Below are 22,418 nucleotides of genomic sequence, written 5' to 3'. Positions count from 1 at the left end.
TCCACCTCCGGGGGCTTCAGTCTGACACCCCATGACGGCCTCGACGGCCTCGCGAGCGGCGGCGGTCGACGGATGCCGTCGACTTACGGTGTAAGAATTTTCCCCCGATCGGCGGCGTTTTCTCCGTCCAGCCAGGCCCTGAGCGGTGATCGCCGTCGTCGCGAGAGGGCACGGTCTCGGCCGCGGGGAGCAGCGATCCGCATTCTGTCAAGGGCGGATGGGTGTCGGAGGCCCCCGGTACGGTCTCTCGTGCCCGGCGCTTCATCCCGGGCGGAAGGAGCGGTGAGCATGGTGTCTCCCGACCGCCCCGGCGCCGGCGTCATCTGGGCCCGTGTCGAAGAGGGGTTCCACGTCGGCAGCCGCAAGGGCATGTTCCTCGGCTACATCGACCGACAGGCCGACGGGGGCTACCTCGCGTTCGACGGCTCGTCGCGGGTCGTCGGCAGTTTCCGCACCCTCACCGCCGCGATGGCGGCCGTCACGAACGGTCAGCCGCCGCACGACGAGGTCATCACCCTCGAGCAGGTGCGCGTGCCGGCGCCGCGCGCCATCGGGGAGGGCAGCGCATGAGCGCTCCGCTGACCGCCGTGTCGTACGTCAGTCGCGCCGTCGAGACCTTCGACGACGAGCGCCTCGCCGAGCTCCTCGCGCAGAGTCGACGTTCCAACCACGAGCACGGCCTTTCCGGCATGCTGCTGTACCGCCGCGGTCGGTTCTTCCAGGTGCTCGAGGGGCCCGAGGATGCCGTCGACGAGCTCATGGCGAAGATCCGCCGCGACCCACGCCACACCGACGTCCGCGTGCTGCTGACCGAGCAGCTCGCTCAGCGGCGCTTCGACGAGTGGACGATGGGCTACGAACCGATCACCGCGCCCGCGACACCGGCGCCCGAGGGGTTCCGCGACACCTTCGACGACCTCGAGTCCGACGACGACGAGGCGAGCATCCGCGCGGTCCGCGAGCTGACCGTGTGGTTCCGCGCCCGCACGGCCGCCCCCGCCTGAAGCCTCGGCGAGGGGGAGGGCGTTCCGCGGGTTCCGGTGCGCCGACGACCTCCCGGGGTGCATTCCGGCGTTAGGGGCGGGGATCCCGCGCCCCGACCCCGAGGGTCAGAGCGGCGGATCGAGGGCGCGAAGCGCGGCATCCATCCTCTCCGCCATGACGGCGTAGCCGATGTCGTTCGGGTGCAGCCCGTCGCCCGCCATCCAGCTCACCTGCGCCGTCGCGTAGTGCCCGTCGAGCCAGTGGCTCGCGCCGCTGATGTGGTCGGCACCGATGCGGTCCGCGGCGTCTTCGACCCACCCGGCGATGATGTCGACCGAGGCGGGCCTGTGGTCGGTGTACCAGAACGGTTCGACGACGATGATGCGCGTGTCGGGCAGCCCCTCGCGCAGGCGCGTGAGATCGCTGTCGATCGTCGCGTGGATGTCGTCGGCGCGGGTGTCGTAGCTGAAGTTGTCGTTGAGGCCCATCGTCACGAACACGATGTCGGGGTGGTCGGCGATCACGAGGGCGGGGATGTCGTCGAGTCCGTCGCGCATCGAGGCGCGACGGTTCACGAAGCCGAGGCCGTTCTCGCTGCGGTTGATCTCCTGCCACCCGCGCTCGGCCGAGACGATCGTCGACCACCGGTTCTCCGGCGAGCTCGCACCGGTACCGCGCGTGTAGGAGTCGCCGTAGAACGACACCACCGGTCCATCGGCCGGAACGGCGGTGGATGGCGCGGTCGGGGCCGGGCCCGGATCCGCGCAGGCGGCGAGGCCGAGAGCGAGGGATGCCGCGACCACCACACCGAGGGACCGTCGCGCGCGCATGAGGTCATTGTCTCCCGGCCTCGGCGGGCCAGGGCGGCTCAGGTCGTCCGCTCGGCCCCCAGGGCCGCGACATGACGCGCGATCCGCGCCGCGCGCACGGCGTCGGTGGCGGCCGTGACGATCGGATGCAGCACCGAGTAGCGCTCCGCCTTGGTCAGGGCGGCGAACCGGCGTGCGGCCGTCGGCGCGGCATCCAGGGCCGCCTGCAGGTCACCGGGCACCTCGATGGTCGCCGATCCGGCGTAGGCGCGTTCCCAGCGTCCGTCCGCCTTTGCACGAGCGATCTCGTCGGCGCCGCGGGGACGCATGCGCCCCTCCTCGATCAGGCGCGCGACGATGTCGACGTTGCGCGCCGACCACATCGACCGCGCGCGGCGGGGGGTGAAGTGCTGGCGGAAGGTCGCGGCATCGCGGGATTGCTTGCGCCCGTCGATCCACCCGCTGCACAGCGCCTCGTCGAGGGCCTGGGCATAGGTGAGGGTCGTGGGCGAGGTCGTGCCCTTCTTCGCGAGCACGAGCCACACCCCGTCGCTCTCGCTCTCGTGGGCGTCGAGCCAGTGGCGCCAGGCGGTGACGTCGTCGACGGTCAGCTCGGGTGCGTCGGCCATGGGTCGGCTCCTTCCGCGATGCTTCGGACACTAGCGCGGGCCTCCGACACGGCGCCCCTATCGGATACCGCAGCCCGAGGGCAACCTGCCCCCGGGCGGTCGAGGCGCCCCCCACGATGAGGACATGCGATGTGTGACCTACGCCGGTGAGACCGTGACCACGACAGATGACGTGGCGGAGGCGCTCGTGCAGCTCACCGCGTCGATCGCCGCCGACGGACAGGCGGAGGCGGTCAGCATCCCGATCGTGACCGAGGCGGGCGACACCGAAGAGGCCGAGCTCGTCATCGGCGTCGGCAACGACGTCCTGAGCGCCCCCGCCGACGACTTCGCCGGCGAGGAGCCCGACTTCTCCTGGGCCGCCGAGGAGCTGCGTCAGCACAAGCGCTTCCCGAAGGCCCCGGCCGTCGCGCACGAGCAGACCATCGACACCGACAACCCCGACGCGTTCTGGGATCCCGATCTCGACGGTTTCACCCGCGCCTGACCAGCCCACCCGCCGCACCACGGGCGGCTGCACGTCGTCCTCCGGTGGCGCCGCGGCCCCCGCACCCCCGGGGGGAGCTCGTCAACCCCACCTCCGCCCTCCACGACCGACGTAGCGTGGGCCCTCCACACCGGATGCGACCGGTCATCGTCCCGGTGTGCGAGCCCCGGACCGTCCGGGCGGCACCGCCGTTTCGCGCGTGGCGCCCGGACACTCGGCATCCCGCAGGATGGATGCATGCAGCACTCCCTCGTCACCGGCGCGTCGCGCGGAATCGGACGGGCCATCGCCGTGGCCCTGAGCGCGAGGGGCGATCGCGTCGCCGTGCACTACGGCTCCGATCGGGATGCCGCGGAGCACACGCTCACCCTCCTGCACGGTGACGGGCACCTCGTCGTCGGCGGTGACCTCTCCGACCCCGCGATCGCTCAGCGCACCGTCGACGACGTTCTCGCCGCGTTCGGACGCATCGACGTGCTCGTCAACAACGCGGCGATCGCGCCGAGTCCCGAGACCCTGCACCCGATCGACACCGTCGACTACGCCGACTGGAACCGCACGTGGGACCGCATGCTCGACGTCGACCTGCGCGCCCCCGCCAACACGACCTTCCTCGTCGCCCGGTCGATGATCGATCGAGGCCTGCCCGGCGCGATCGTGAACGTCGGCTCGCGCGGGGCCTTCCGCGGCGAGCCCGAGTTCCCCGCCTACGGCGCCGCGAAGGCGGGCCTTCACGCGATGGGCCAGTCGCTCGCGGTCGCCCTCGCCCCGCACGGCATCGCCGTGACCAGCGTCGCCCCCGGGTTCGTGGGCACCGACCGGCAGCAGCAGAAGCTCGACGGGCCCGCCGGAGACGGCATCCGGGATCAGAGTCCGTTCGGCCGCGTCGCGACCCCGGAAGAGGTGGCGGATGCCGTGGTCTACCTCAGCTCGCCGGGTTCGCAGTGGGCGTCGGGAGCCATCCTCGACCTGAACGGGGCGTCGCACCTGCGCAGCTGAGCCGCCCGGCGACGCGGCGCGGTGCGTCGCGTGCGGGGATCGGGCAACCCCTCGCCGCCCGGGCCCGCGCGGGTCAGACTCGAGGCATGCACCCCGTTCTCGTGATCATCGACATCCAGCGCGACTACTTCCCCGGCGGCCGTCATCCCCTGGTCGACCCGGATGCCGCGGCCGACGCCGCCGCACGCGTGCTCGCGCGTCAGCGGGGCCTGTCCGCTCCCGTCATCCACGTGCGACACGAGAGCCCGGCCGGCGGGGGTTTCCTCGAGATCGGCACGGACGGAGCGGAGATCGATCCGCGCGTCGCACCAGCCTCAGACGAGACGGTGATCGTCAAGCACGCACCGAACTCGTTCGTCGGCACCGACCTGAACGAGCGTCTGCGCGCGTTGGGCGCGAGCGAGCTGCTCGTGGTCGGCATGATGACGAGCATGTGCGTGGATGCCACCGTCCGCGCCGCCGTCGATCTCGGCTACGCCGTGACGGTCGTCGGCGACGCCTGCGCCGCTCCCGGTCTCGCCTACGGCGGGGTCGAGGTGCCCGGCGAGGCGGTGCACGCGGCCTTCCTCGCGGCGCTCGGGGGCGCGGGGGCGCGGGTGGTGACGAGCGCGGAGCTGGGCTGACGCGGTCCCCGCGCGACCGTCAGGTCCGGTCGCGCAGCGCGTAGAGGCTGATGCTCTCGGACAGCCGATCCACCTCGAACCGGCTGAGGAGGAGATTGTTCATCTTCGCCGTGGACGGTTCGCCGATGACGACCCAGGTGTCCGGGTCGACCTGGGCGGTGACATCGGTGGAACCGCATTGGGCGTCGGCGCCGTCGGCAACGCTCGAGAACACGACCACGAGGCACACCTCGCCGGGCACGTCGGGCTGGCGCCCGACGTAGACGAGACCGTTCTCCGTGCTGGCGACGAAACGCACGGACGCGGGGTCGAGGATTCCCGCCATCTCGGGGAACGGCAGCCTGTCCTCGGCGGTCGCGGCGTAGGTCAGTTCCGGGATGTCGCCGCCGGCGCGCGGCGGGCTGAAGGTCGCGCCGACGACCACGCCGGCGACGAGGCCGGCGACTGCGGCGAGGAGCGGGATGAGGGCTTCGCGGCGTTTCACCTCGACGGCGAAGCGACGACAGGGCGACGAGATCGGCCCGGACGTGTCGCCGGGCTGCGCCTCGGCTCGGCGGTCCGGCGCCGGGCCGCCGGCCTCCTCGGGCGTTCCCGCGGTCCCGTCCCACACCGCGGGGTCGGCCTCGGGCTCCGCCGGAGCCATCCGCGCCCGCTCATCCAGCTCGTGCAGGCGGGTCACGAGGGCCTGGTCCACGGTCGCGCCCCTGGCGTACACGCGCGCGTAGAGTCGCGCCCGTTCCTCCTGCTCGGCGTCGCTCAACATGCTCCCACCCTGCCCCATGGGCCGTGGACCGGTTCGCGGGAGGAAGATCGTCGCTTATGTGGCGCCGCCTCCGGTGGCAGAGGCCCGGCCGGGGATGCGGTTCGCGACGACACGGATGCCCTCCCGGTACCGCCCATGAGGGCAGGGGAGGGGCTGACCGGAATCGTCCCCACGCGCCGCTGCACAGCGCGCGGAGCCTCCGGCGGCGTGAGCCACCCGAGGGTTCGCATCATGGCAACACGAATGCCCTCCCGCGCGGCCGGTGGCCGCCCGTGAGGGCATCGGAGGGGCTGACGGGAATCGAACCCGCGCTGTCTGCTTGGGAAGCAGAAGTTCTGCCATTGAACTACAGCCCCGTGCGCCTCGCGGCGACCCGGCCAGCATAACAGCGTCCGCCCGGCATCCGTCCGCCGTCGAGGGCCTCCGCGCGTCCGAGGTGTCGCCGCGATGACCGTCGCGTGCCCAGATGACCCGCCCGAGACGGTCGAGTCGGGTCTTCTCGGTCGTCGCGTGTCATCTCGGCGGGGGTCGGGAGCGGCGCCCCTAGGCTGAACCCGTGCTGCTCTCCGATCGCGACATCCGGGCCCACCTCGAGGACGGCCGTCTCGGCCTCGATCCCTACGATCCCGCCATGGTGCAGCCGTCCAGTGTCGACGTGCGTCTCGACCGGTACTTCCGACTGTTCGACAACCACAAGTACCCCTTCATCGATCCCGCCGAGGACCAGCCCGAGCTCACGCGTCTCATCGAGGTCGAGCCCGACGAGCCGTTCATTCTTCACCCGGGTGAATTCGCGCTCGGGTCGACCTTCGAGCGGGTCACCCTCCCCGACGACGTCGCCGCGCGCCTCGAGGGCAAGTCCTCGCTCGGACGCCTGGGTTTGCTCACGCACTCCACGGCCGGCTTCATCGACCCCGGCTTCTCGGGGCACGTGACCCTCGAGCTGTCGAACGTCGCGACGCTGCCGATCAAGCTGTGGCCGGGTATGAAGATCGGTCAGGTCTGCTACTTCCGCCTGACCTCGCCCGCCGAGAACCCCTACGGCTCCGGCCCCTACGGCAACCGCTACCAGGGTCAGCGGGGCCCGACGGCTTCGCGCTCGGCGCTCAACTTCCACCGCACCGACGTCGGCACGACCGATGCGGGGTCGGCCGGCCGCTGACGCCCCCGCGGACCCGCCCGCGAACGAGGACAGCCCCGTCGAGTCGACCTCGACGGGGCTGTCCGTTCGTGCGCTCGGGAGCGGCGCGGGGTCCAGCGATAAACGCGATTCCTGCGGAGAAACACGATGCGCGCGTGATTCTCGCCACGGAGAGCGTTTATCGATGATCAGGCGGATGCCGGCGCGTCACCGGATGCCGAGGCCTCGCGGCCGCGGCTGAAACCGGCGTCGAACCCGCGCTCGTAGGCGCGCTGCGACGATCGGCGGTCGTCGTGACGGTGACCGCGGTGGTGACTGCGCCCGTGTCCGGAGTCGCCACGGCGCGGATCGCACCCGCGGCCGTGGCCGGCGCGGTGGTGCTCAGCGCGGTCGTGGGCACCGGGGCGCCCGTGATCCGCCTCGCCGTAGCCCTCCTCGCCGTGCGCGAAGGTCCGCTCGCCGTGCGCGGAGTCATGCGCGAAGCCGTGCCCGCCGTGCTCGTAGCTGCGCCCGCCGTGCGCGAAGCCGCGCTCGCCGCCGTGCCCGCGGGGCCCGAAGGGCTGCGCGTCCGGACCGAAGCGGGGGCCGAAGCCGCGCGTCCCCGGTCCGAAGCCGCGCCCGAAGGGCCCGAAGCCGCGACCGGCGCCGGATGCGGGCCCGAAGCCGCGACGGTTCTCGCCGTCGCTGTCGCCCCCGTCGAGGCCCAAGGCGGTCGACACCGCGTCGAGGGCGGTCATCAGGCGCTCGAGCTCCTCGGCCGGAAACTCAGCGAGCAGCGCCGTGCGGGTGGCATCCACGCGATCGAGGATCGCGCGGCCCTCGTCGGTGAGCGCCCAGCCCGCGTCTCCGCGGGCGATCCAGCCCTGTTCCACGAGGGCGTCGAGGCGCTTCCCGCCGCGTGCGAGGCGCGCGGTGATCCACGGTGCGTCGACGCGACCGTCGACGGCGCTGAGCAGGAGCACGGTCTTGGGAGGGATGCCGCTGTCGCGCAGCTGCGCGAAGAGGCGGTGGTGCAGCGCGTGACCGACCGTCGTGAGGCGGTGGGCGAGGCTGCGGGGGTCGAGAGGTGTGGAGGTGGTCATGAGAAGTCCTTTCGTCGGCGGAGGTTCCGCCATTACATGTCATGTGACAACGGATGTACTGTGACATGTATTCCCGATGCTTGTCAAGAGACATGTAAAGTCGGGGCATGGCCTTCGACCCCGCCGACGAGATCGCTGCGGCCCTGGCTCGCCTGCGCGGTCGGCGCCCCCGTCCGCCGTTTCCCCCCGACGCGCACCACCACCCGCACGGAGCCCACGGAGGACATGGCGGCCCGTGGGGCCGCGGCGCGCCGCCGTGGGCCGATCCGGCGCGCGGACGCTTCGGGGGTCCCGCGCGCCTGCGCCTGCTCGACGCGCTCGTCGCGGCATCCGGCCCGCTGTCGGTGAGCGAGATCGCCGAGGCGATCGGCGTGGATCAGCCGCGAGCGTCGCGCCTCGTGCAGCAGGCCGAGCAGATGGGATTGGTCGCGCGCGAGCCCGACCCCGACGACGCGCGCCGCACGCGCGTGCGACTCACTCCCGAGGGGGAGGGGCTCGTCTCCGGCTTCCGCGGTCAGCGGCGGGATGCCGTGCGCTCCGCCCTCGAGGGATTCACCGACGCCGAGCGCGCCGAGTTCGCCCGTCTGCTGGCGAAGTTCGCCGACGCCTGGCCGCGCGACTGATCGCCGGCGCCGGCGCCGACGCTTCCGCGTGGCGCGGTCGCTCGTGCACAACTCCGGAGATTCGTTTCGCGTGGGTCTGCACACCCGCGGGATTCCGCGGCTGCGGCTCGTGCCGCCGTCGGATTTTCCTGAGTTGTGCGCGTCAGACGTGCGGGAGGGGCCGCGGCCGACGGCTCGGGATCTCGCCGCATCCGTGCATCGGGCGGCGTGGTCGCTCGTGCACAACTCCGGAGATTCGGACTGCGCCGGGGCGACATCCGCGTGATTCCGGGGTCGCCAATCGTCGGTCCGACGAATCTTCAGGAGTTGTGCACGCCGACGATGCGGCCAGGGCCCAGCGGGCGGGTGGCGCGGGCTCAGGCGATGGCGGCCGCCTTCGTCTTCACCGGCAGCATCAACAGCAGGCCGGCCCCGAGGATCAGCACGATGCCGAGGATCCCCAGGCGCGTGTCGCCCGTGATCCCGACGAACAGCGCGAACAGGCCCGGAGCCAGGAACGACACCGCGCGACCGGTGGTGGCGTAGAGCCCGAAGATCTCGCCCTCGCGTCCCTCGGGCGCCACGCGCGCGAGGAACGACCGGCTCGCCGACTGCACCGGCCCCACGAACGCGCACAGGCCCAGGCCCACGATCCAGAAGCCCGCCTGCGACGTGCCGATGAAGAGCATCGTCGTGCCGAGCACGATCAGGCAGATCAGGGAGGCCAGGATCACGCGCTTCGGGCCGAACCGGTCGTCGAAGCGCCCGGCGACGAACGTGCTGATGCCCGCGACGACGTTCGCCGCGACGGCGAAGTAGAGCACTTCTGTCGAGCTGAACCCGAACACCTGGGCCGCGATGATCGCCCCGAACGTGAACACCCCGGTGAGACCGTCGCGGAAGACGGCGCTCGCGACGAGGAACAGCAGCACCTGTCGGCTGTCGCGCCAGAGCGAGCGCAGCGTGCCCCACAGCACGACGTACGAGCGGAAGAAGCCGACCCGCACCTGTCGCCTCTGCGCCGGGATCTCGGGCACGCGCACCAGGACCGGGATCGCGAACACCGCGTACCAGAGAGCGGATGCCAGGATCGCGATCCGGATGTTCAGACCGCCCTCCTTGCTCACGGCGAGCAGGCCCCCGGCATCCGGGTTCGAGAAGCTCTGGATGAAGAGCACGAGCAGGAGCAGCAGCAGCACGATGCCGCCCACGTAGCCCATGCCCCAGCCGAAGCCCGAGACGCGGCCGATGTTCTCGCGGGTGGAGACCTGCGTGAGCATCGCGTAGTAGTTGACGCTCGCGAACTCGAAGAACACGTTGCCCACGGCCAGCAGCGTCGCGCCGAGGATCAGGTACGCCGGGGTCCCCTCGACGAAGAACATCGCCGCCATGGCGAGCACGACGACCCCCGTGTTGATGCCGAGCCAGAGCTTCCTCCGGCCGGTGCCGTCGGAGCGCTGACCGAGCACGGGGGCCACGAGGGCGACGACGATGCCCGCGATCATGAGGGCGACCCCGACGAGGCTCGCGTTGTCGGCGAGGGCGCGCACGAGCGCCGGGTCTTTGTCGTCGCCCCCGGCGGCCGCGACCACGGCCGGATCGACGAAGAGCGAACTCGCGAGATACGTGCTGAACACGAACGTCGTGACGACGGCGTTGAACGCCGCCGAACCCCAGTCCCACAGGGCCCACGCCAGTACGGGACGTCGGCCGACGGCGGGAGCGGGAGCGGTGCCGGGCGCGGACATGTCGGTCACGGTAGGGCCCTTCGATGAACGCCGGGTGCCCCGGCGCGACGCGGCGCCGGCATCGGCGCGCGGGTTCAGGCTAGACCCGAGCCCGCGATCGGGCGCGCAGGAGACTACCGTGGAGTCATGGCATCCGAAACCCCCGTCGACTCCGCTGAGGCTGAGACCACCCCCGAGAAGCTCACCTTCGCCGACCTGGGACTGGATGCCGCTGTGCTCAAGGCCCTCAAGGACGTCGGCTACGAGACCCCCTCCGCCATCCAGGCGGCCACCATCCCCGTGCTGCTGCAGGGCCGCGACGTCGTGGGCCTGGCCCAGACCGGAACCGGCAAGACCGCCGCGTTCGCGCTGCCGGTGCTGTCGCAGATGGAGACCGGCCACAAGAACCCGCAGGCACTCGTGCTCGCCCCCACCCGCGAGCTCGCGCTGCAGGTGTGCGAGGCGTTCGAGAAGTACGCCGCCCACATCAAGGGCGTCTCGGTGCTGCCCGTCTACGGCGGGCAGGGCTACGGCCAGCAGCTGTCGGCCCTCCGCCGCGGCGTCGACGTGATCGTCGGCACCCCCGGCCGCATCATGGACCACCTCGACAAGGGCACCCTCGACCTGAGCGAGCTGAAGTTCCTCGTGCTCGACGAGGCCGACGAGATGCTCAAGATGGGCTTCGCGGAAGACGTCGAGACGATCCTCGCCGACACGCCGTCGACGAAGCAGGTCGCGCTGTTCTCGGCGACCATGCCGGCGCAGATCCGCCGCATCTCGGCTCAGTACCTCAACGACCCCGAAGAGATCACGGTCAAGACCAAGACCACGACCTCGGCGAACATCACCCAGCGCTACCTGATCGTGTCGTACCAGCAGAAGATCGACGCCCTCACGCGCATCCTCGAGGTCGAGAACTTCGAGGGCATGATCGTCTTCACCCGCACGAAGAACGAGACCGAGACGGTCGCCGAAAAGCTTCGCGCCCGCGGCTACACCGCGGCGGCGATCAACGGCGACATCGCCCAGGTGCAGCGCGAGCGCACGGTCAACCAGCTGAAGTCGGGCAAGCTCGACATCCTCGTCGCCACCGACGTCGCCGCGCGCGGCCTCGACGTCGACCGCATCAGCCACGTCGTCAACTACGACCTGCCGATCGACACCGAGTCGTACGTGCACCGCATCGGCCGCACCGGCCGCGCCGGGCGCACGGGAGACGCGATCAGCTTCGTCACCCCGCGCGAGCGCCGCATGCTCACCGCGATCGAGAAGGCCACGCGCCAGCCGCTGACCGAGATGTCGCTGCCGAGCGTCGACGACGTCAACGCCACGCGTCTGACCCGCTTCGACGACGCGATCACCGCGGCCCTCGAGGACACCGCCGCGATCGCGACCTTCCGCGACGTCGTGGCCCACTACGTCGAGCACCACGACGTGCCCGAGGCCGACGTCGCCGCGGCCCTCGCCGTGGTCGCCCAGGGCGACACCCCGCTGCTGCTCGAGGAGGAGACCCTTCGTCAGCAGCGCTTCGACAACGACCGTCCGTCGCGCGACGGCGGATCCCGCGACGCCGGCTCGCGCGACGGCGGTCCGCGCCGCGACAGCTCCGGGCGCTTCGCGACGTATCGCATCGCCGTCGGTCGTCGTCAGCGCGTCGAACCCCGCCAGATCGTCGGCGCCCTGGCGAACGAGGGCGGTCTGCGTCGCAACGACTTCGGTGCGATCCAGATCCGTCAGGACTTCTCGCTCGTCGAGCTCCCCGCCGACCTCTCGCGCGACACGATCGACCGCCTCGCCGACACGCGCATCTCGGGGCAGCTCATCGACCTGCGCCTCGACCAGGGCGGCCGATCCGCCAAGCGCAGCGACCGGCCCCAGCGCCGCGACCGCGACCGCGACTGAGCCGTCACCCGGCCGCCGCGCCGGGTTCGCAGCATCCGTTCGACGCCCCCGTGCCCCCTCGAGGGTGCGGGGGCGTCGTCGTTTCCGGCGGGGAACGAAGCGGGCGGGCGGGGTTTGGGGCGTGCTCCTGCGTTTGGGGCGCTGATCTTCCGCCCCGAACGTCGAGGTGCGCCCCAAACCGTCTGGGTCGGTGTGGCGGGGCAGTCCGGGCGGGGCAGGGGGCGGGGTGTCGTCGTTGGGGCCGGGCGGGCGGGGTTTGGGGCGTGTTCCTGCGTTTGGGGCGCTGATCTTCCGCCCCGAACGTCGAGGTGCGCCCCAAACGCCGGGGCGTGGCCCGGGGTTCGGCCTGAGGTCGCCGGGGATTCCGGCATCCGGAAGTTGAGCCAATTCATATCAAGTCGCCTTGACCTCCCGGCGGGGGTTCGATAACCTTGAGTCATCGCGGCTCAACCCGCGCAGAGACTTTCACCAGAACCCCGAGCGCGGCAAGGGCCGTGCTCACAAGCAAGGAGACACATATGCCCCGTGCAGTGGGAATCGACCTCGGTACGACCAACTCCGTCGTGAGCGTGCTCGAGGGCGGCGAGCCCAAGGTCATCGCCAACGCCGAGGGTTTCCGCACGACCCCCTCGGTCGTCGCGTACACCAAGGACGGCGAGGTGCTCGTCGGCGAGACCGCCAAGCGCCAGGCCGTCACCAACGTCGACCGCACCATCTCGAGCGTCAAGCGCCACATGGGCACGACCTGGTCGTTCGACGTCGACGGCAAGAAGTGGACGCCGCAGGAGATCTCGGCCCGCATCCTCCAGAAGCTCAAGCGCGACGCCGAGGAGTACCTGGGCGACAGCGTGACGGATGCCGTCATCACGGTGCCCGCGTACTTCAACGACGCCGAGCGTCAGGCCACCAAGGAGGCCGGTGAGATCGCGGGCCTCAACGTGCTCCGCATCATCAACGAGCCCACCGCCGCGGCCCTCGCGTACGGCCTCGACAAGGGCAAGGAAGACGAGCTCATCCTCGTCTTCGACCTCGGTGGCGGAACGTTCGACGTGTCGCTGCTCGAGGTGGGCAAGGACGACGACTTCTCGACCATCCAGGTGCGCGCCACCTCCGGTGACAACCGTCTCGGTGGAGACGACTGGGACCAGCGCGTCGTCGACTACCTCATCAAGCAGTTCAAGGACACCACCGGCGTCGACGTCTCGGGCGACAAGATCGCCCTCCAGCGTCTGAAGGAAGCCGCCGAGCAGGCCAAGAAGGAGCTGTCGAGCTCGACCTCGACCTCCATCAACCTGCCCTACCTGTCGCTCACCGACTCGGGCCCCGTCTCGCTCAGCGAGACCCTGACGCGCGCCAAGTTCGAGGACCTCACCAAGGACCTCCTCGACCGCACCCGCAAGCCGTTCTCCGACGTCATCCGCGAGGCCGGCGTCAAGGTCGACGACATCGCCCACGTGGTGCTCGTCGGCGGCTCGACCCGCATGCCCGCGGTCGCCGAGCTCGTCAAGAAGGAGACGGGCAAGGACGCCAACAAGGGCGTGAACCCCGACGAGGTCGTGGCCGTGGGTGCAGCCCTCCAGGCCGGTGTCCTCAAGGGCGAGCGCAAGGACGTCCTCCTCATCGACGTCACCCCCCTGAGCCTCGGCATCGAGACCAAGGGCGGCATCATGACCAAGCTCATCGAGCGCAACACGGCCATCCCGACCAAGCGCAGCGAGACCTTCACCACCGCCGACGACAACCAGCCGTCGGTCGCGATCCAGGTCTTCCAGGGCGAGCGCGAGTTCACCCGCGACAACAAGCCGCTCGGCACCTTCGAGCTGACCGGCATCGCTCCGGCTCCCCGCGGCATCCCGCAGGTCGAGGTCACCTTCGACATCGACGCCAACGGCATCGTGCACGTGTCCGCGAAGGACAAGGGCACCGGCAAGGAGCAGTCGATGACCATCACGGGCGGCTCGTCGCTGCCCAAGGAGGACATCGAGCGCATGGTGCGCGAGGCCGAGGAGAACGCGGCGGAGGACAAGAAGCGTCGCGAGTCCGCCGAGACCCGCAACCAGGCCGAGACCCTGTCGTACTCGATCGAGAAGCTGATCAAGGAGAACGAGGACAAGCTCCCCGCCGAGGTCAAGACCGAGGTCCAGGGCGACGTCGACGCGCTCAAGACGGCTCTCGCCGGTGACGACGACGACGCGGTCAAGACCGCGTTCGACAAGCTGAACGCCAGCCAGGGCAAGCTCGGCGAGGCCATCTACGCCTCGTCGCAGGCCGCCGGTGAGCCCGCCGACCCCAACGTGGGTCAGCCGGGCAACGGTGAGACGCCGAACCCCGAGGAAGACGTCATCGACGCCGAGGTCGTCGACGACGAGCCGACCGACGAGAACAAGAAGTAAGCGACAGACACATGGCACACAAGGACGACGAACAGCCCACGGGCTCGGGCGCCGGTCCTGACGAGACGGGGCCGGAGGAGAACACCTCCGGCCCCGCGCCGTCGGGCGAGCGGGCCGAGACGGCCGACGCGGATGCCGAGGGCCTGACCATCGACGACATCCTCGGCGCCGAGCAGACCCCCGAGGCCGCGGCCGAGGGGGCGGGCTCCGACAAGGAGGCCTCCCTGCTGATCGACCTCAAGCGCCTGCAGGCGGAGTACGCCAACTACCGCAGGCGCACCGAGGAGCAGCGCGAGCGCGAGATCGAGCGGGCCAAGGGCGAGGCCGTGAAGGGCCTGCTGCCCGTCATGGACGACCTCGACCGCGCGGCCAAGCACGGCGACCTCGTCGAGGGCAGCCCCCTCGCCGCGATCGGCGACAAGGTGCGCGCCGTGGCCGAGCGCCTCGGCGTGGTGTCGTACGGCGCCGTCGGCGACGTGTTCGACCCGCAGCAGCACGAGGCGATCTTCCAGGCCCCGACTCCGGGCGTGACCGAGACGACGATCCTCGAGGTCGTCGAGGTCGGCTACCGCCTCGGCTCGGTCGAACTGCGACCGGCCAAGGTCGTCGTCGCCGTACCGGCCTAGGAGGAGGACGCATGGCGAGTCAGGACTGGTTCGACAAGGACTTCTATAAGGTCCTCGGTGTCGACAAGAGCGTCAGCGCAGCCGATCTGAAGAAGACGTACCGCAAGCTCGCGCGCCAGTACCACCCCGACTCGAACCCGGGAGACGCGAAAGCGGAGGCGAAGTTCAAGGAGATCAGCGAGGCCTACTCGGTGCTCAACGATCCGGAGCAGCGCGAGGAGTACGACCAGATCCGGGCCATGGGCTCGGGGGCGCGCTTCTCGGCTCCGGGGGCGAGCGGCGGCGGCGGCTTCGACGACGTCTTCAGCCGGTTCGGTCAGGGGCGCGGTGGCGCGCAGGCTCCGGGCGGCTTCGACGACTTCTTCTCGATGTTCGACCAGCAGGGCGGTGGGGGCTTCGGCTCCGGTCGCTTCGGTCAGACGACGGGCGGATTCCGCGGCTTCGGAGGTCCCCAGCGGGGAGCCGACGTCACGGCGCGCACGACGATCGACTTCGTGACCGCGGCCAAGGGCGAGACCATCACCCTCCAGGGCGAGGACAACGTCCCGTTCAAGGTGAAGATCCCGGCCGGCGTCTCCGACGGTCAGAAGATCCGCTTGCGCGGTCGCGGCCGACCCTCGCCCGACGGCGGCGAGACGGGCGACATCGTGGTGACCGTGGCCGTGCGTCCGCACCCCGTCTTCTCGCGCGACGGCCTCAACCTGCGGGTGACGGTCCCCGTCACCTTCACCGAGGCGGCGCTCGGTGCGACCATCGAGGTGCCGACCCTGGGCGGCGATCCGGTACGGCTGCGCGTCGCTCCGGGCACGCCGTCGGGTCGCGTTCTGCGCGTCAAGGGGCGCGGGATCGCGACGACCAAGGGCGCCGGCGACCTCCTCGCCGAGGTGCAGGTCGCCGTCCCCACGCACCTGGACGACGCCGCGCGCGAAGCCCTCGAGCGGTTCCAGGCGCTCGAACCGAAAGAGAACCCCCGCGCCGACCTCATGGCCAAGGCGCGGTAAACATACGCGCGTCGCCGCGGTTCTCGGCATCCGATGAGACAGGATGCCGAGAACCCGGTGTCGCAACCGCCACGACGGAAGAAGGTGAGACGTGGCCGAGAGAGAGATCGACGAAGACGCCCCGATCTTCGCCATCGCCGCCGCGGCGGAACTGTCGAACATGCACCCGCAGACCCTGCGCCAGTACGACCGCCTCGGCCTCGTCGTGCCCGCGCGCACGCAGGGCGGGTCGCGGCGGTACTCCAGCCGTCACGTGCAGCAGCTGCGCGAGGTGGCCCGGCTCTCGGGCGAGGGCATGAGTCTTCCCGCCATCGCCCGTCTGCTCGCGCTCGAGGAGCGCGTGCACGAGCTCGCCCGTCGCGTGAACGATCTCGAGCGACAGCTCAACGCCGAGCGGCAGTCGCGTCCCGGTGCACGCGTCTTCGCGGCGGGCGCGACGGGTTCGGTCGTGACGCTTCGCCACGGTGCGCGCGTGCGACGCGCGACCGACGTGGTGCTCTGGCGCCCGCACGGTCTCCACGACGACTGAGACGCGTCAGGCGGGATCCAGGCGCAGCACCTTCCGGGACTCGCCCACCTGCAGGTCGTCGACGACGCGGATCGTGCGCGCGACGGCATCCACCTGGTCGATGATCGTGCCGAAGCGCTGCCGGTCCGAGCAGACAGCGGTGACCGTCACGAAGTGCGAGCCGGTGTCCCACGTGTAGGTGGCGAACGGCGGTGTCTTCGGATCGCTCGGCAGGGGCATCGCCAGCTTCTCGCCGACGCCGAGGTGAGGGTTGCGGAACGACTCCGTGTCGTCGTACTCCATGGGCATCATGGCGCGCGCGGTGCGCAGCTGCGGCGTGGCCTCCTGCAGCTGCGCCATCACGACCAGCAGCTCGGGATCGCTCTTCCAGACCCACACGAGCACGCGCCCGGCGGCGCGGCGCATGAGCAGCGGGGCCGCCTGGCTGAGGATCCACGCGAACGCGCCGCCGCCCGCGCGCGGCGTGGCGCCGGTGGCCTGGTTCGCCTGGCTCAGCAGCATGCCGATCGCCGCCTTGCGGTGGCGGCGGCCACGGAATCCGAGGGAGCCGGTCACCGGCACCCAGAGGTCGGCGGGGGCGTCGGCCTGCAGTCGGGACATGCCCCACAGCCTACGAGTCGCGTCCTGGGAGAGGGATGCCGAGGGTCGGCGTTCGCGAGTAGAGAACGCTCCCATGCGCGAAAGTGTCGCCGATGTCGGAGGTCAGTGACAGGCTGATATCCGCGGTCATCGCGACCGCCCCCACACACCCGGAGGGTCCCGTGCTCGGCAAACTCCTCATGCGCTACCTGTCGCGGTATCGCTGGCTCCTGGCCGCCATCCTGGTCTTCCAGGCCGCGTCCGCCCTGGCGACGCTCTACCTACCGCGTTTGAACGCCGACATCATCAACCTCGGCGTCGCGCAGGGCGACACGGGATTCATCTGGTCGCGCGGCGCCCTCATGCTCGTCATCTCGCTCGGCCAGATCGTGGCATCCGTCATCGCCACGTACTTCGCCGCGCGCGCCGCCATGGCCGCCGGCCGCGACATCCGGCGCGATGTGTTCGAGCGCGTGAGCGGATTCTCCGAGCGCGAGCTGTCGCAGTTCGGCGCGGGCTCCTTGATCACTCGCAACACCAACGACGTGCAGCAGGTGCAGATGCTGGCGATGATGGGCGCCACCATGCTCGTCAGTGCCCCGCTCCTCGCGGTCGGCGGCGTCATCATGGCGCTGCAGCAAGACGTCGGTCTCAGCTGGCTGATCGCCGTCGCGGTGCCCGTCCTGCTCGTCGCGGCGGGGCTGATCATCGCGCGCATGGTGCCTTTGTTCCGCAGCTACCAGTCCAAGCTCGACGGCGTGAACCGGGTCATGCGCGAGCAGCTGACCGGGGTGCGCGTCGTGCGGGCCTTCGTGCGCGAGCGCATCGAAGAAGAGCGTTTCCGCCGGGCGAACACCGACATCCTCGTGGTGGGCCGCAAGGTGGGCTCCCTCTTCGTGCTGCTGTTCCCGCTGGCGATGCTCGTGCTCAACGTCACCGTCGTCGGGGTGATCTGGTTCGGCGGCATCCAGGTCGACGCCGGCGGGGTCGAGATCGGTACGCTCTTCGCCTTCATCCAGTACGTCGCGCAGATCCTCGGCGGCGTGCTCATGGCCAGCTTCATGACCGTGATGATCCCGCGCGCGGCCGTGTCGGCCGAGCGCATCGGCGAGGTGCTCGACAGCACGTCGACGCTGCACCGTCCCGACCATCCCGTGCGCGCGTTCCCCGAGGCCGGCGCGGTCGAGTTCGACGACGTGTCGTTCGCGTACCCGGGCGCGGAAGCGCCGGTGGTGGCGGGCGTCACCTTCCGCGCGGCCCCGGGCGAGACCGTCGCCATCGTCGGATCGACGGGTGCGGGGAAGACCACTCTCGTCTCCCTCATCCCGCGCCTCTTCGACGTCACGGGCGGCGCGGTGCGCGTCGGCGGGGTCGACGTGCGCGAGGCCGACCTCGACGAGCTGTGGAAGGGCATCGGTCTCGTTCCGCAGCGCCCCTTCCTCTTCAGCGGCACCGTGGCATCCAATCTGCGGTTCGGCCGCGAAGACGCCACCGACGACGAGTTGTGGCACGCCCTCGAGATCGCGCAGGGACGCGACTTCGTCGAGGCCATGGACGGCAAGCTCGAGGGGCGCATCGCCCAGGGCGGCACCAATGTCTCTGGCGGTCAGCGGCAGCGCCTCGCGATCGCGCGGGCGATCGTGCACCGGCCCCGCGTGCTGGTCTTCGACGACTCGTTCTCCGCGCTCGACCTCACCACCGACGCGCGCCTGCGGGCGGCGCTCTGGGCGGAGTTGCCCGAGGTGACGAAGATCGTGGTCGCGCAGCGCGTGTCGACCATCACCGGGGCCGACCGCATCGTGGTCCTCGAAGACGGACGCATGGCCGGACTCGGCACGCATGACGAGCTGTTGCGCACGAGTCCCACGTATCGAGAGATCGTCGAATCGCAGCTGGGGGTGGAAGCATGAGCGCGCCCGACGCCCTCACCGATGAAGACCGCGCCGAGCTCGAGCTCGCCGAGCAGGCGCGACAGAACTCGGGAGACTGGAACAGCGTCGCCCCCGGCAAGGCCGCTGCCTTCGGCCCCAGCTTCCGACGCCTGATCGGGCTGCTTCGTCCTTACGCGTGGGCGTTCGCCCTCGTCTCCGCCCTCGGCGCCCTCGGAGTGGTGCTGGCGGTGCTCGCTCCACGCGTCCTGGGGGATGCGACCAACATCATCTTCGAGGGCGTGGTGTCGCGCGGGTTGGGCGAGGCCTTCCCCGCGGGCACCTCGAAGGAGGTCGTCGTCGAGGCGCTGCGCGCATCGGGTCAGACCGACATCGCCAACATCGTCTCCGCGATGAACAGCTTCCAGGTCGGCGCGGGCGTCGACTTCGACGCTCTGCGCGTCGTGATCGTCACGGTGCTCGCGATCTACGTCGGCTCGTCGCTGCTGTCGTGGATCCAGGGCTACGTCATCAACATCATCATGGTGCGCACGATGTGGCGCCTGCGTGAAGACGTCGAGGCCAAGATCAACCGGCTGCCTCTTTCGTACTTCGACAAGGTGCAGCGCGGCGAGCTGATCTCGCGCGTGACGAACGACATCGACAACATCACGCAGACCATGCAGCAGTCGCTCTCGAGCGCGTTGACCTCGGTGCTGACCGTCGTCGGCGTGCTCATCATGATGTTCACGATCTCGTGGCAGCTCGCGCTCGTCGCCCTGGTCTCGCTGCCGCTCATGGCGGTCATCTTCGGCGTCATCGGCCCGAAGTCGCAGAAGGCGTTCGGTGAGCAGTGGAAGAAGGTCGGCCGCCTCAACGCCCGCGTCGAGGAGTCGTTCTCCGGTCATGCGCTGGTCAAGGTCTACGGGCGCGAGAAGGACGCCCGCGAGAAGTTCGAGCTCGAGAACGAGGAGCTCTACCAGGCCAGCTTCCGAGCGCAGTTCCTGTCCGGCATGATCATGCCCGGCATGATGTTCGTCGGGAACCTCACCTACGTCGGCATCGCCGTGCTCGGCGGGCTCATGGTCGCGGCCGGGCAGATCCGCCTCGGCGACGTGCAGGCCTTCATCCAGTACTCGCAGCAGTTCACGCAGCCGCTGTCGCAGCTGGGCGGAATGGCGGCCGTCGTGCAGTCCGGGACCGCCTCGGCGGAACGCGTCTTCGCCCTCCTCGACGCCGACGAGCAAGAGGCCGACGCCGTCGACGCGCCGGCCGCTCCCGAGGGGCGAGGCGTCATCGAGTTCCAGAACGTCCGCTTCTCGTACACGCCCGAGCGGCCCCTCATCACCGACCTGTCGTTCCGCGTCGAGCCCGGGCAGACCGTCGCCATCGTCGGACCCACCGGAGCGGGCAAGACCACCCTGGTCAACCTCATCATGCGCTTCTACGAGCTCGACGGAGGGCGCATCCTGCTCGACGGTCAGGACATCGCCGAGCTGCGTCGCGACGACGTCCGCTCGCGCACCGGCATGGTGCTGCAGGACCCGTGGCTGTTCGCGGGGTCCATCCGCGACAACATCCGCTACGGCCGCGAGAGCGCGACCGACGACGAGATCGTCGAGGCGGCGGTGGCCACGCGCGTCGACCAGTTCGTGCACTCCCTGCCCGAGGGGTACGACACCGTCCTCGATGAGGATGCCGCCAACGTCTCGGCGGGCGAGAAACAGCTGATCACGATCGCCCGGGCATTCGTCGCCCGCCCGTCGGTGCTCATCCTCGACGAGGCGACCTCCTCCGTCGACACGCGCACCGAGCTGCTGCTGCAGCAGGCGATGGCGGCGCTGCGCGAGGGCCGCACCTCGTTCGTCATCGCTCACCGTCTCTCCACGATCCGCGACGCCGACCTCATCCTCGTGATGGAGCACGGCGACATCGTCGAGAAGGGCACGCACGACGAACTCATCGCCGCGCAGGGTGCGTACTACCGGCTCTACCGGTCGCAGTTCGAACAGGCCGCGGCCGACCTCGATGCGTCCGAGTCGATGTCGGAGGAGTCCGGCGAACGGCCCGCGCGGGTGACGGGCGACAGCGAGGTGGTCTCGGCGATGGCTGCTGCGGCCTCCGAGGTGGTCGTCCCGGCGGGTGTCGACGGGCCGCCGCGTCCGGCGAACGGTTCCCCGTCGGCGGAGGGTCGCTGACAGGGGCGTGTCACGCGCTCCGGACCTCGCCGGTCGACTTGCGATACGCCGCGGCTCGTCGGCTCGTCGGCTCGTCGGCTCGTCGGCTCGTCTGTGCGGATCCCGTCCGCGCGACGTCCACCTGTGAGCGGCGCCCGGGCGGGGAAAACCCTCCCGGGTACAGTGGACGGACGCATGCACCGCACTGCACCGACCCCGCGCACCGCCCGCCGCACAGATAGGCCTCACCACACGTGACCACTCCTGCGACGCCCGCCGACGATCCCGCGCCCGCCGCCGTGTCCCCCGACCCGTCCGCGTCCGCCGACCGCCCGCTGAAGATCCTCATCGGCGCCGACACCTTCCTGCCCCACGTGAACGGCGCCGCCCGCTTCGCCGAACGCCTCGCGGCGGGCCTGGTCGCTCGCGGTCACGACGTCCACGTCGCCGCCCCCAGCGTCGGCCACAGCAACGCGGGCACCGCGATCGAGACGATCGAGGGTCAGCCGATGATGATGCACCGGCTCCCGGCCTACCGATTCCTCCCGCACGACTGGATCACCTACGTGCTGCCGTGGCGCTCGAAGCACTACGCCCGCATCGTGCTCGACGAGGTCAAGCCCGATGTCGTGCACATCCAGTCGCACATCGTGATCGGCCGCGGTCTCGCCCGCGAGGCGCGCAAGCGCGGCATCCCGGTCGTGGCGACCAACCACGTGATGGCCGAGAACATCCTCGACTTCACCACGCTCCCCGACTGGCTCGACCGCGTCTTCGTCAAGCTCGCGTGGGCCGACGCGGAGCGCACGTTCAAGATGACGCGCGCGGTGACCACGCCCACGCGCAAGGCGGCCGACTTCCTCGAGTCGACGATCGACATCGACGGCGTCATCCCGATCTCGTGCGGGATCGACCGCTCGAACTATCGCCCCGACCTCACCCCGCGCGACGCCAACCGCATCCTGTTCGTCGGCCGGCTGACCACCGAGAAGCACATCGACGTCGTGCTGAAGGCCCTCTCCCAGCTCGACCCCGCGCTCGACGCCACCTTCGACATCGTCGGCGGCGGCGACCAGCGCGCCAAGCTCGAAGCCCTCGCGCAGCAGCTCGGCGTGGCGAAGCGCGTCACGTTCCACGGTCACACGTCCGACGACGAGCTCCGCGATCTGTACTCGCGTGCGAGCGTCTTCGCGATCGCCTCGATCGCCGAGCTCCAGTCGATCGCGACGATGGAGGCCATGGCATCCGGTCTGCCGATCGTGGCGGCGAACGCGGTCGCCCTGCCGCACCTCGTGCACGAGGGCGAGAACGGGTACCTCTTCACCCCCGGCGACGCCGACGAGCTCGCGGCGCGCCTGACCGTCGTGCTCACCGCGTCGCCCGAGGATCGTCGGCGCATGCAGCAGGCATCGCTCGACGCCGTCGCCGTGCACGACATCACCCGCACCCTCGACACCTTCGAAGCGCTGTATCGCGGTCGCCCGCTGCCGGAGTGAC

Annotated in this window: 21 protein-coding genes and 1 tRNA gene; 15 read left to right on the top strand and 7 right to left on the bottom strand. The window is 70.5% G+C overall.

The window, feature by feature from the left end:
* Positions 1-288: 288 nt before the first annotated feature.
* Together Q0818_RS15040 and Q0818_RS15035 are read left to right on the top strand one after the other, a co-directional pair.
* Positions 289-570, top strand: coding sequence for a hypothetical protein (locus Q0818_RS15040; protein WP_298876634.1), 282 nt, complete (start codon positions 289-291; stop codon positions 568-570).
* Positions 567-1,004: a BLUF domain-containing protein gene (locus tag Q0818_RS15035; protein WP_298876631.1), complete on the top strand. Its 438-nt coding sequence runs from the start codon at positions 567-569 to the stop codon at positions 1,002-1,004. The genes Q0818_RS15040 and Q0818_RS15035 overlap by 4 nt, the downstream gene beginning before the upstream one ends.
* Positions 1,005-1,109: 105 nt before the next feature.
* Here Q0818_RS15035 and Q0818_RS15030 read toward each other — a convergent pair whose 3' ends face one another.
* Together Q0818_RS15030 and Q0818_RS15025 are read right to left on the bottom strand one after the other, a co-directional pair.
* Positions 1,110-1,814 carry an SGNH/GDSL hydrolase family protein gene (locus tag Q0818_RS15030; RefSeq protein ID WP_298876628.1) on the bottom strand — a complete coding sequence of 235 codons (705 nt, stop codon included), beginning with the start codon at positions 1,812-1,814 and terminating at the stop codon, positions 1,110-1,112.
* A gap of 38 nt (positions 1,815-1,852) precedes the next feature.
* Positions 1,853-2,422 (bottom strand): YdeI family protein, encoded by a 570-nt coding sequence (locus Q0818_RS15025; protein ID WP_298876625.1) that lies wholly within the window; start codon positions 2,420-2,422, stop codon positions 1,853-1,855.
* A 154-nt stretch (positions 2,423-2,576) separates the two neighbouring features.
* On the opposite strand from Q0818_RS15025, the gene Q0818_RS15020 reads away from it, so the two are divergent.
* From Q0818_RS15020 to Q0818_RS15010, 3 genes are all read left to right on the top strand, one after another.
* Positions 2,577-2,909, top strand: coding sequence for a hypothetical protein (locus tag Q0818_RS15020; protein ID WP_298876622.1), 333 nt, complete (start codon positions 2,577-2,579; stop codon positions 2,907-2,909).
* 237 nt (positions 2,910-3,146) lie between these two features.
* Positions 3,147-3,908, top strand: a complete 762-nt coding sequence (locus Q0818_RS15015) for an SDR family oxidoreductase (RefSeq protein WP_298876619.1) — start codon at positions 3,147-3,149, stop codon at positions 3,906-3,908.
* 86 nt (positions 3,909-3,994) lie between these two features.
* Positions 3,995-4,531, top strand: a complete 537-nt coding sequence (locus Q0818_RS15010; protein WP_298876616.1) for a cysteine hydrolase family protein — start codon at positions 3,995-3,997, stop codon at positions 4,529-4,531.
* A 19-nt stretch (positions 4,532-4,550) separates the two neighbouring features.
* On the opposite strand, the gene Q0818_RS15005 is transcribed toward Q0818_RS15010, so the two are convergent.
* Together Q0818_RS15005 and Q0818_RS15000 are read right to left on the bottom strand one after the other, a co-directional pair.
* The gene (locus Q0818_RS15005) at positions 4,551-5,294 is read right to left on the bottom strand and encodes a hypothetical protein (RefSeq protein WP_298876613.1); all 744 of its coding nucleotides are present in this window, start codon (positions 5,292-5,294) and stop codon (positions 4,551-4,553) included.
* A gap of 285 nt (positions 5,295-5,579) precedes the next feature.
* Positions 5,580-5,650 (bottom strand) — tRNA-Gly (locus Q0818_RS15000).
* A gap of 200 nt (positions 5,651-5,850) precedes the next feature.
* Between Q0818_RS15000 and dcd the strand changes: the two genes are divergently transcribed.
* A complete protein-coding gene (dcd, locus tag Q0818_RS14995; RefSeq protein ID WP_298876610.1) occupies positions 5,851-6,456 on the top strand; it encodes a dCTP deaminase in 606 nt (201 codons plus the stop codon).
* 167 nt (positions 6,457-6,623) lie between these two features.
* Here the strand turns inward: dcd and Q0818_RS14990 are convergent, their stop codons facing one another.
* A complete protein-coding gene (locus Q0818_RS14990) occupies positions 6,624-7,517 on the bottom strand; it encodes a hypothetical protein (RefSeq protein ID WP_298876607.1) in 894 nt (297 codons plus the stop codon).
* Between the two features lie 107 nt (positions 7,518-7,624).
* Here Q0818_RS14990 and Q0818_RS14985 point away from each other — a divergent pair, with 107 nt between their 5' ends.
* Entirely contained in the window at positions 7,625-8,140 is a 516-nt protein-coding gene (locus Q0818_RS14985; protein WP_298876604.1) for a MarR family transcriptional regulator, read from the top strand.
* A 356-nt stretch (positions 8,141-8,496) separates the two neighbouring features.
* Here the strand turns inward: Q0818_RS14985 and Q0818_RS14980 are convergent, their stop codons facing one another.
* Positions 8,497-9,867, bottom strand: a complete 1,371-nt coding sequence (locus tag Q0818_RS14980) for an MFS transporter (protein WP_298877106.1) — start codon at positions 9,865-9,867, stop codon at positions 8,497-8,499.
* Between the two features lie 126 nt (positions 9,868-9,993).
* Here Q0818_RS14980 and Q0818_RS14975 point away from each other — a divergent pair, with 126 nt between their 5' ends.
* From Q0818_RS14975 to Q0818_RS14955, 5 genes are all read left to right on the top strand, one after another.
* The gene (locus Q0818_RS14975) at positions 9,994-11,748 is read left to right on the top strand and encodes a DEAD/DEAH box helicase (RefSeq protein ID WP_298876602.1); all 1,755 of its coding nucleotides are present in this window, start codon (positions 9,994-9,996) and stop codon (positions 11,746-11,748) included.
* 518 nt (positions 11,749-12,266) lie between these two features.
* Entirely contained in the window at positions 12,267-14,141 is a 1,875-nt protein-coding gene (gene dnaK, locus Q0818_RS14970; protein ID WP_298876599.1) for a molecular chaperone DnaK, read from the top strand.
* An 11-nt stretch (positions 14,142-14,152) separates the two neighbouring features.
* Entirely contained in the window at positions 14,153-14,767 is a 615-nt protein-coding gene (locus Q0818_RS14965; RefSeq protein WP_298876596.1) for a nucleotide exchange factor GrpE, read from the top strand.
* Positions 14,768-14,778: 11 nt separating this feature from the next.
* Entirely contained in the window at positions 14,779-15,768 is a 990-nt protein-coding gene (locus Q0818_RS14960) for a DnaJ C-terminal domain-containing protein (RefSeq protein ID WP_298876594.1), read from the top strand.
* 91 nt (positions 15,769-15,859) lie between these two features.
* Positions 15,860-16,297 carry a MerR family transcriptional regulator gene (locus tag Q0818_RS14955; protein ID WP_298876592.1) on the top strand — a complete coding sequence of 146 codons (438 nt, stop codon included), beginning with the start codon at positions 15,860-15,862 and terminating at the stop codon, positions 16,295-16,297.
* A 6-nt stretch (positions 16,298-16,303) separates the two neighbouring features.
* Here the strand turns inward: Q0818_RS14955 and Q0818_RS14950 are convergent, their stop codons facing one another.
* Complete coding sequence (locus Q0818_RS14950; protein WP_298876590.1) at positions 16,304-16,897, bottom strand: hypothetical protein; 594 nt, start codon at positions 16,895-16,897, stop codon at positions 16,304-16,306.
* Positions 16,898-17,058: 161 nt separating this feature from the next.
* Here Q0818_RS14950 and Q0818_RS14945 point away from each other — a divergent pair, with 161 nt between their 5' ends.
* From Q0818_RS14945 to Q0818_RS14935, 3 genes are all read left to right on the top strand, one after another.
* A complete protein-coding gene (locus tag Q0818_RS14945; RefSeq protein ID WP_298876588.1) occupies positions 17,059-18,786 on the top strand; it encodes an ABC transporter ATP-binding protein in 1,728 nt (575 codons plus the stop codon).
* Complete coding sequence (locus Q0818_RS14940) at positions 18,783-20,942, top strand: ABC transporter ATP-binding protein (RefSeq protein WP_298876585.1); 2,160 nt, start codon at positions 18,783-18,785, stop codon at positions 20,940-20,942. The genes Q0818_RS14945 and Q0818_RS14940 overlap by 4 nt, the downstream gene beginning before the upstream one ends.
* Positions 20,943-21,220: 278 nt before the next feature.
* Positions 21,221-22,417, top strand: a complete 1,197-nt coding sequence (locus Q0818_RS14935; RefSeq protein WP_298877103.1) for a glycosyltransferase — start codon at positions 21,221-21,223, stop codon at positions 22,415-22,417.
* Position 22,418 lies beyond the last annotated feature (1 nt).

The organism is uncultured Microbacterium sp. (assembly GCF_947489255.1).
Classification (GTDB): domain Bacteria; phylum Actinomycetota; class Actinomycetes; order Actinomycetales; family Microbacteriaceae; genus Microbacterium; species Microbacterium phycohabitans.
The sequence above is the reverse complement of the archived record's forward strand: the minus strand, read 5'-3'. Positions and strand labels throughout refer to the sequence as shown.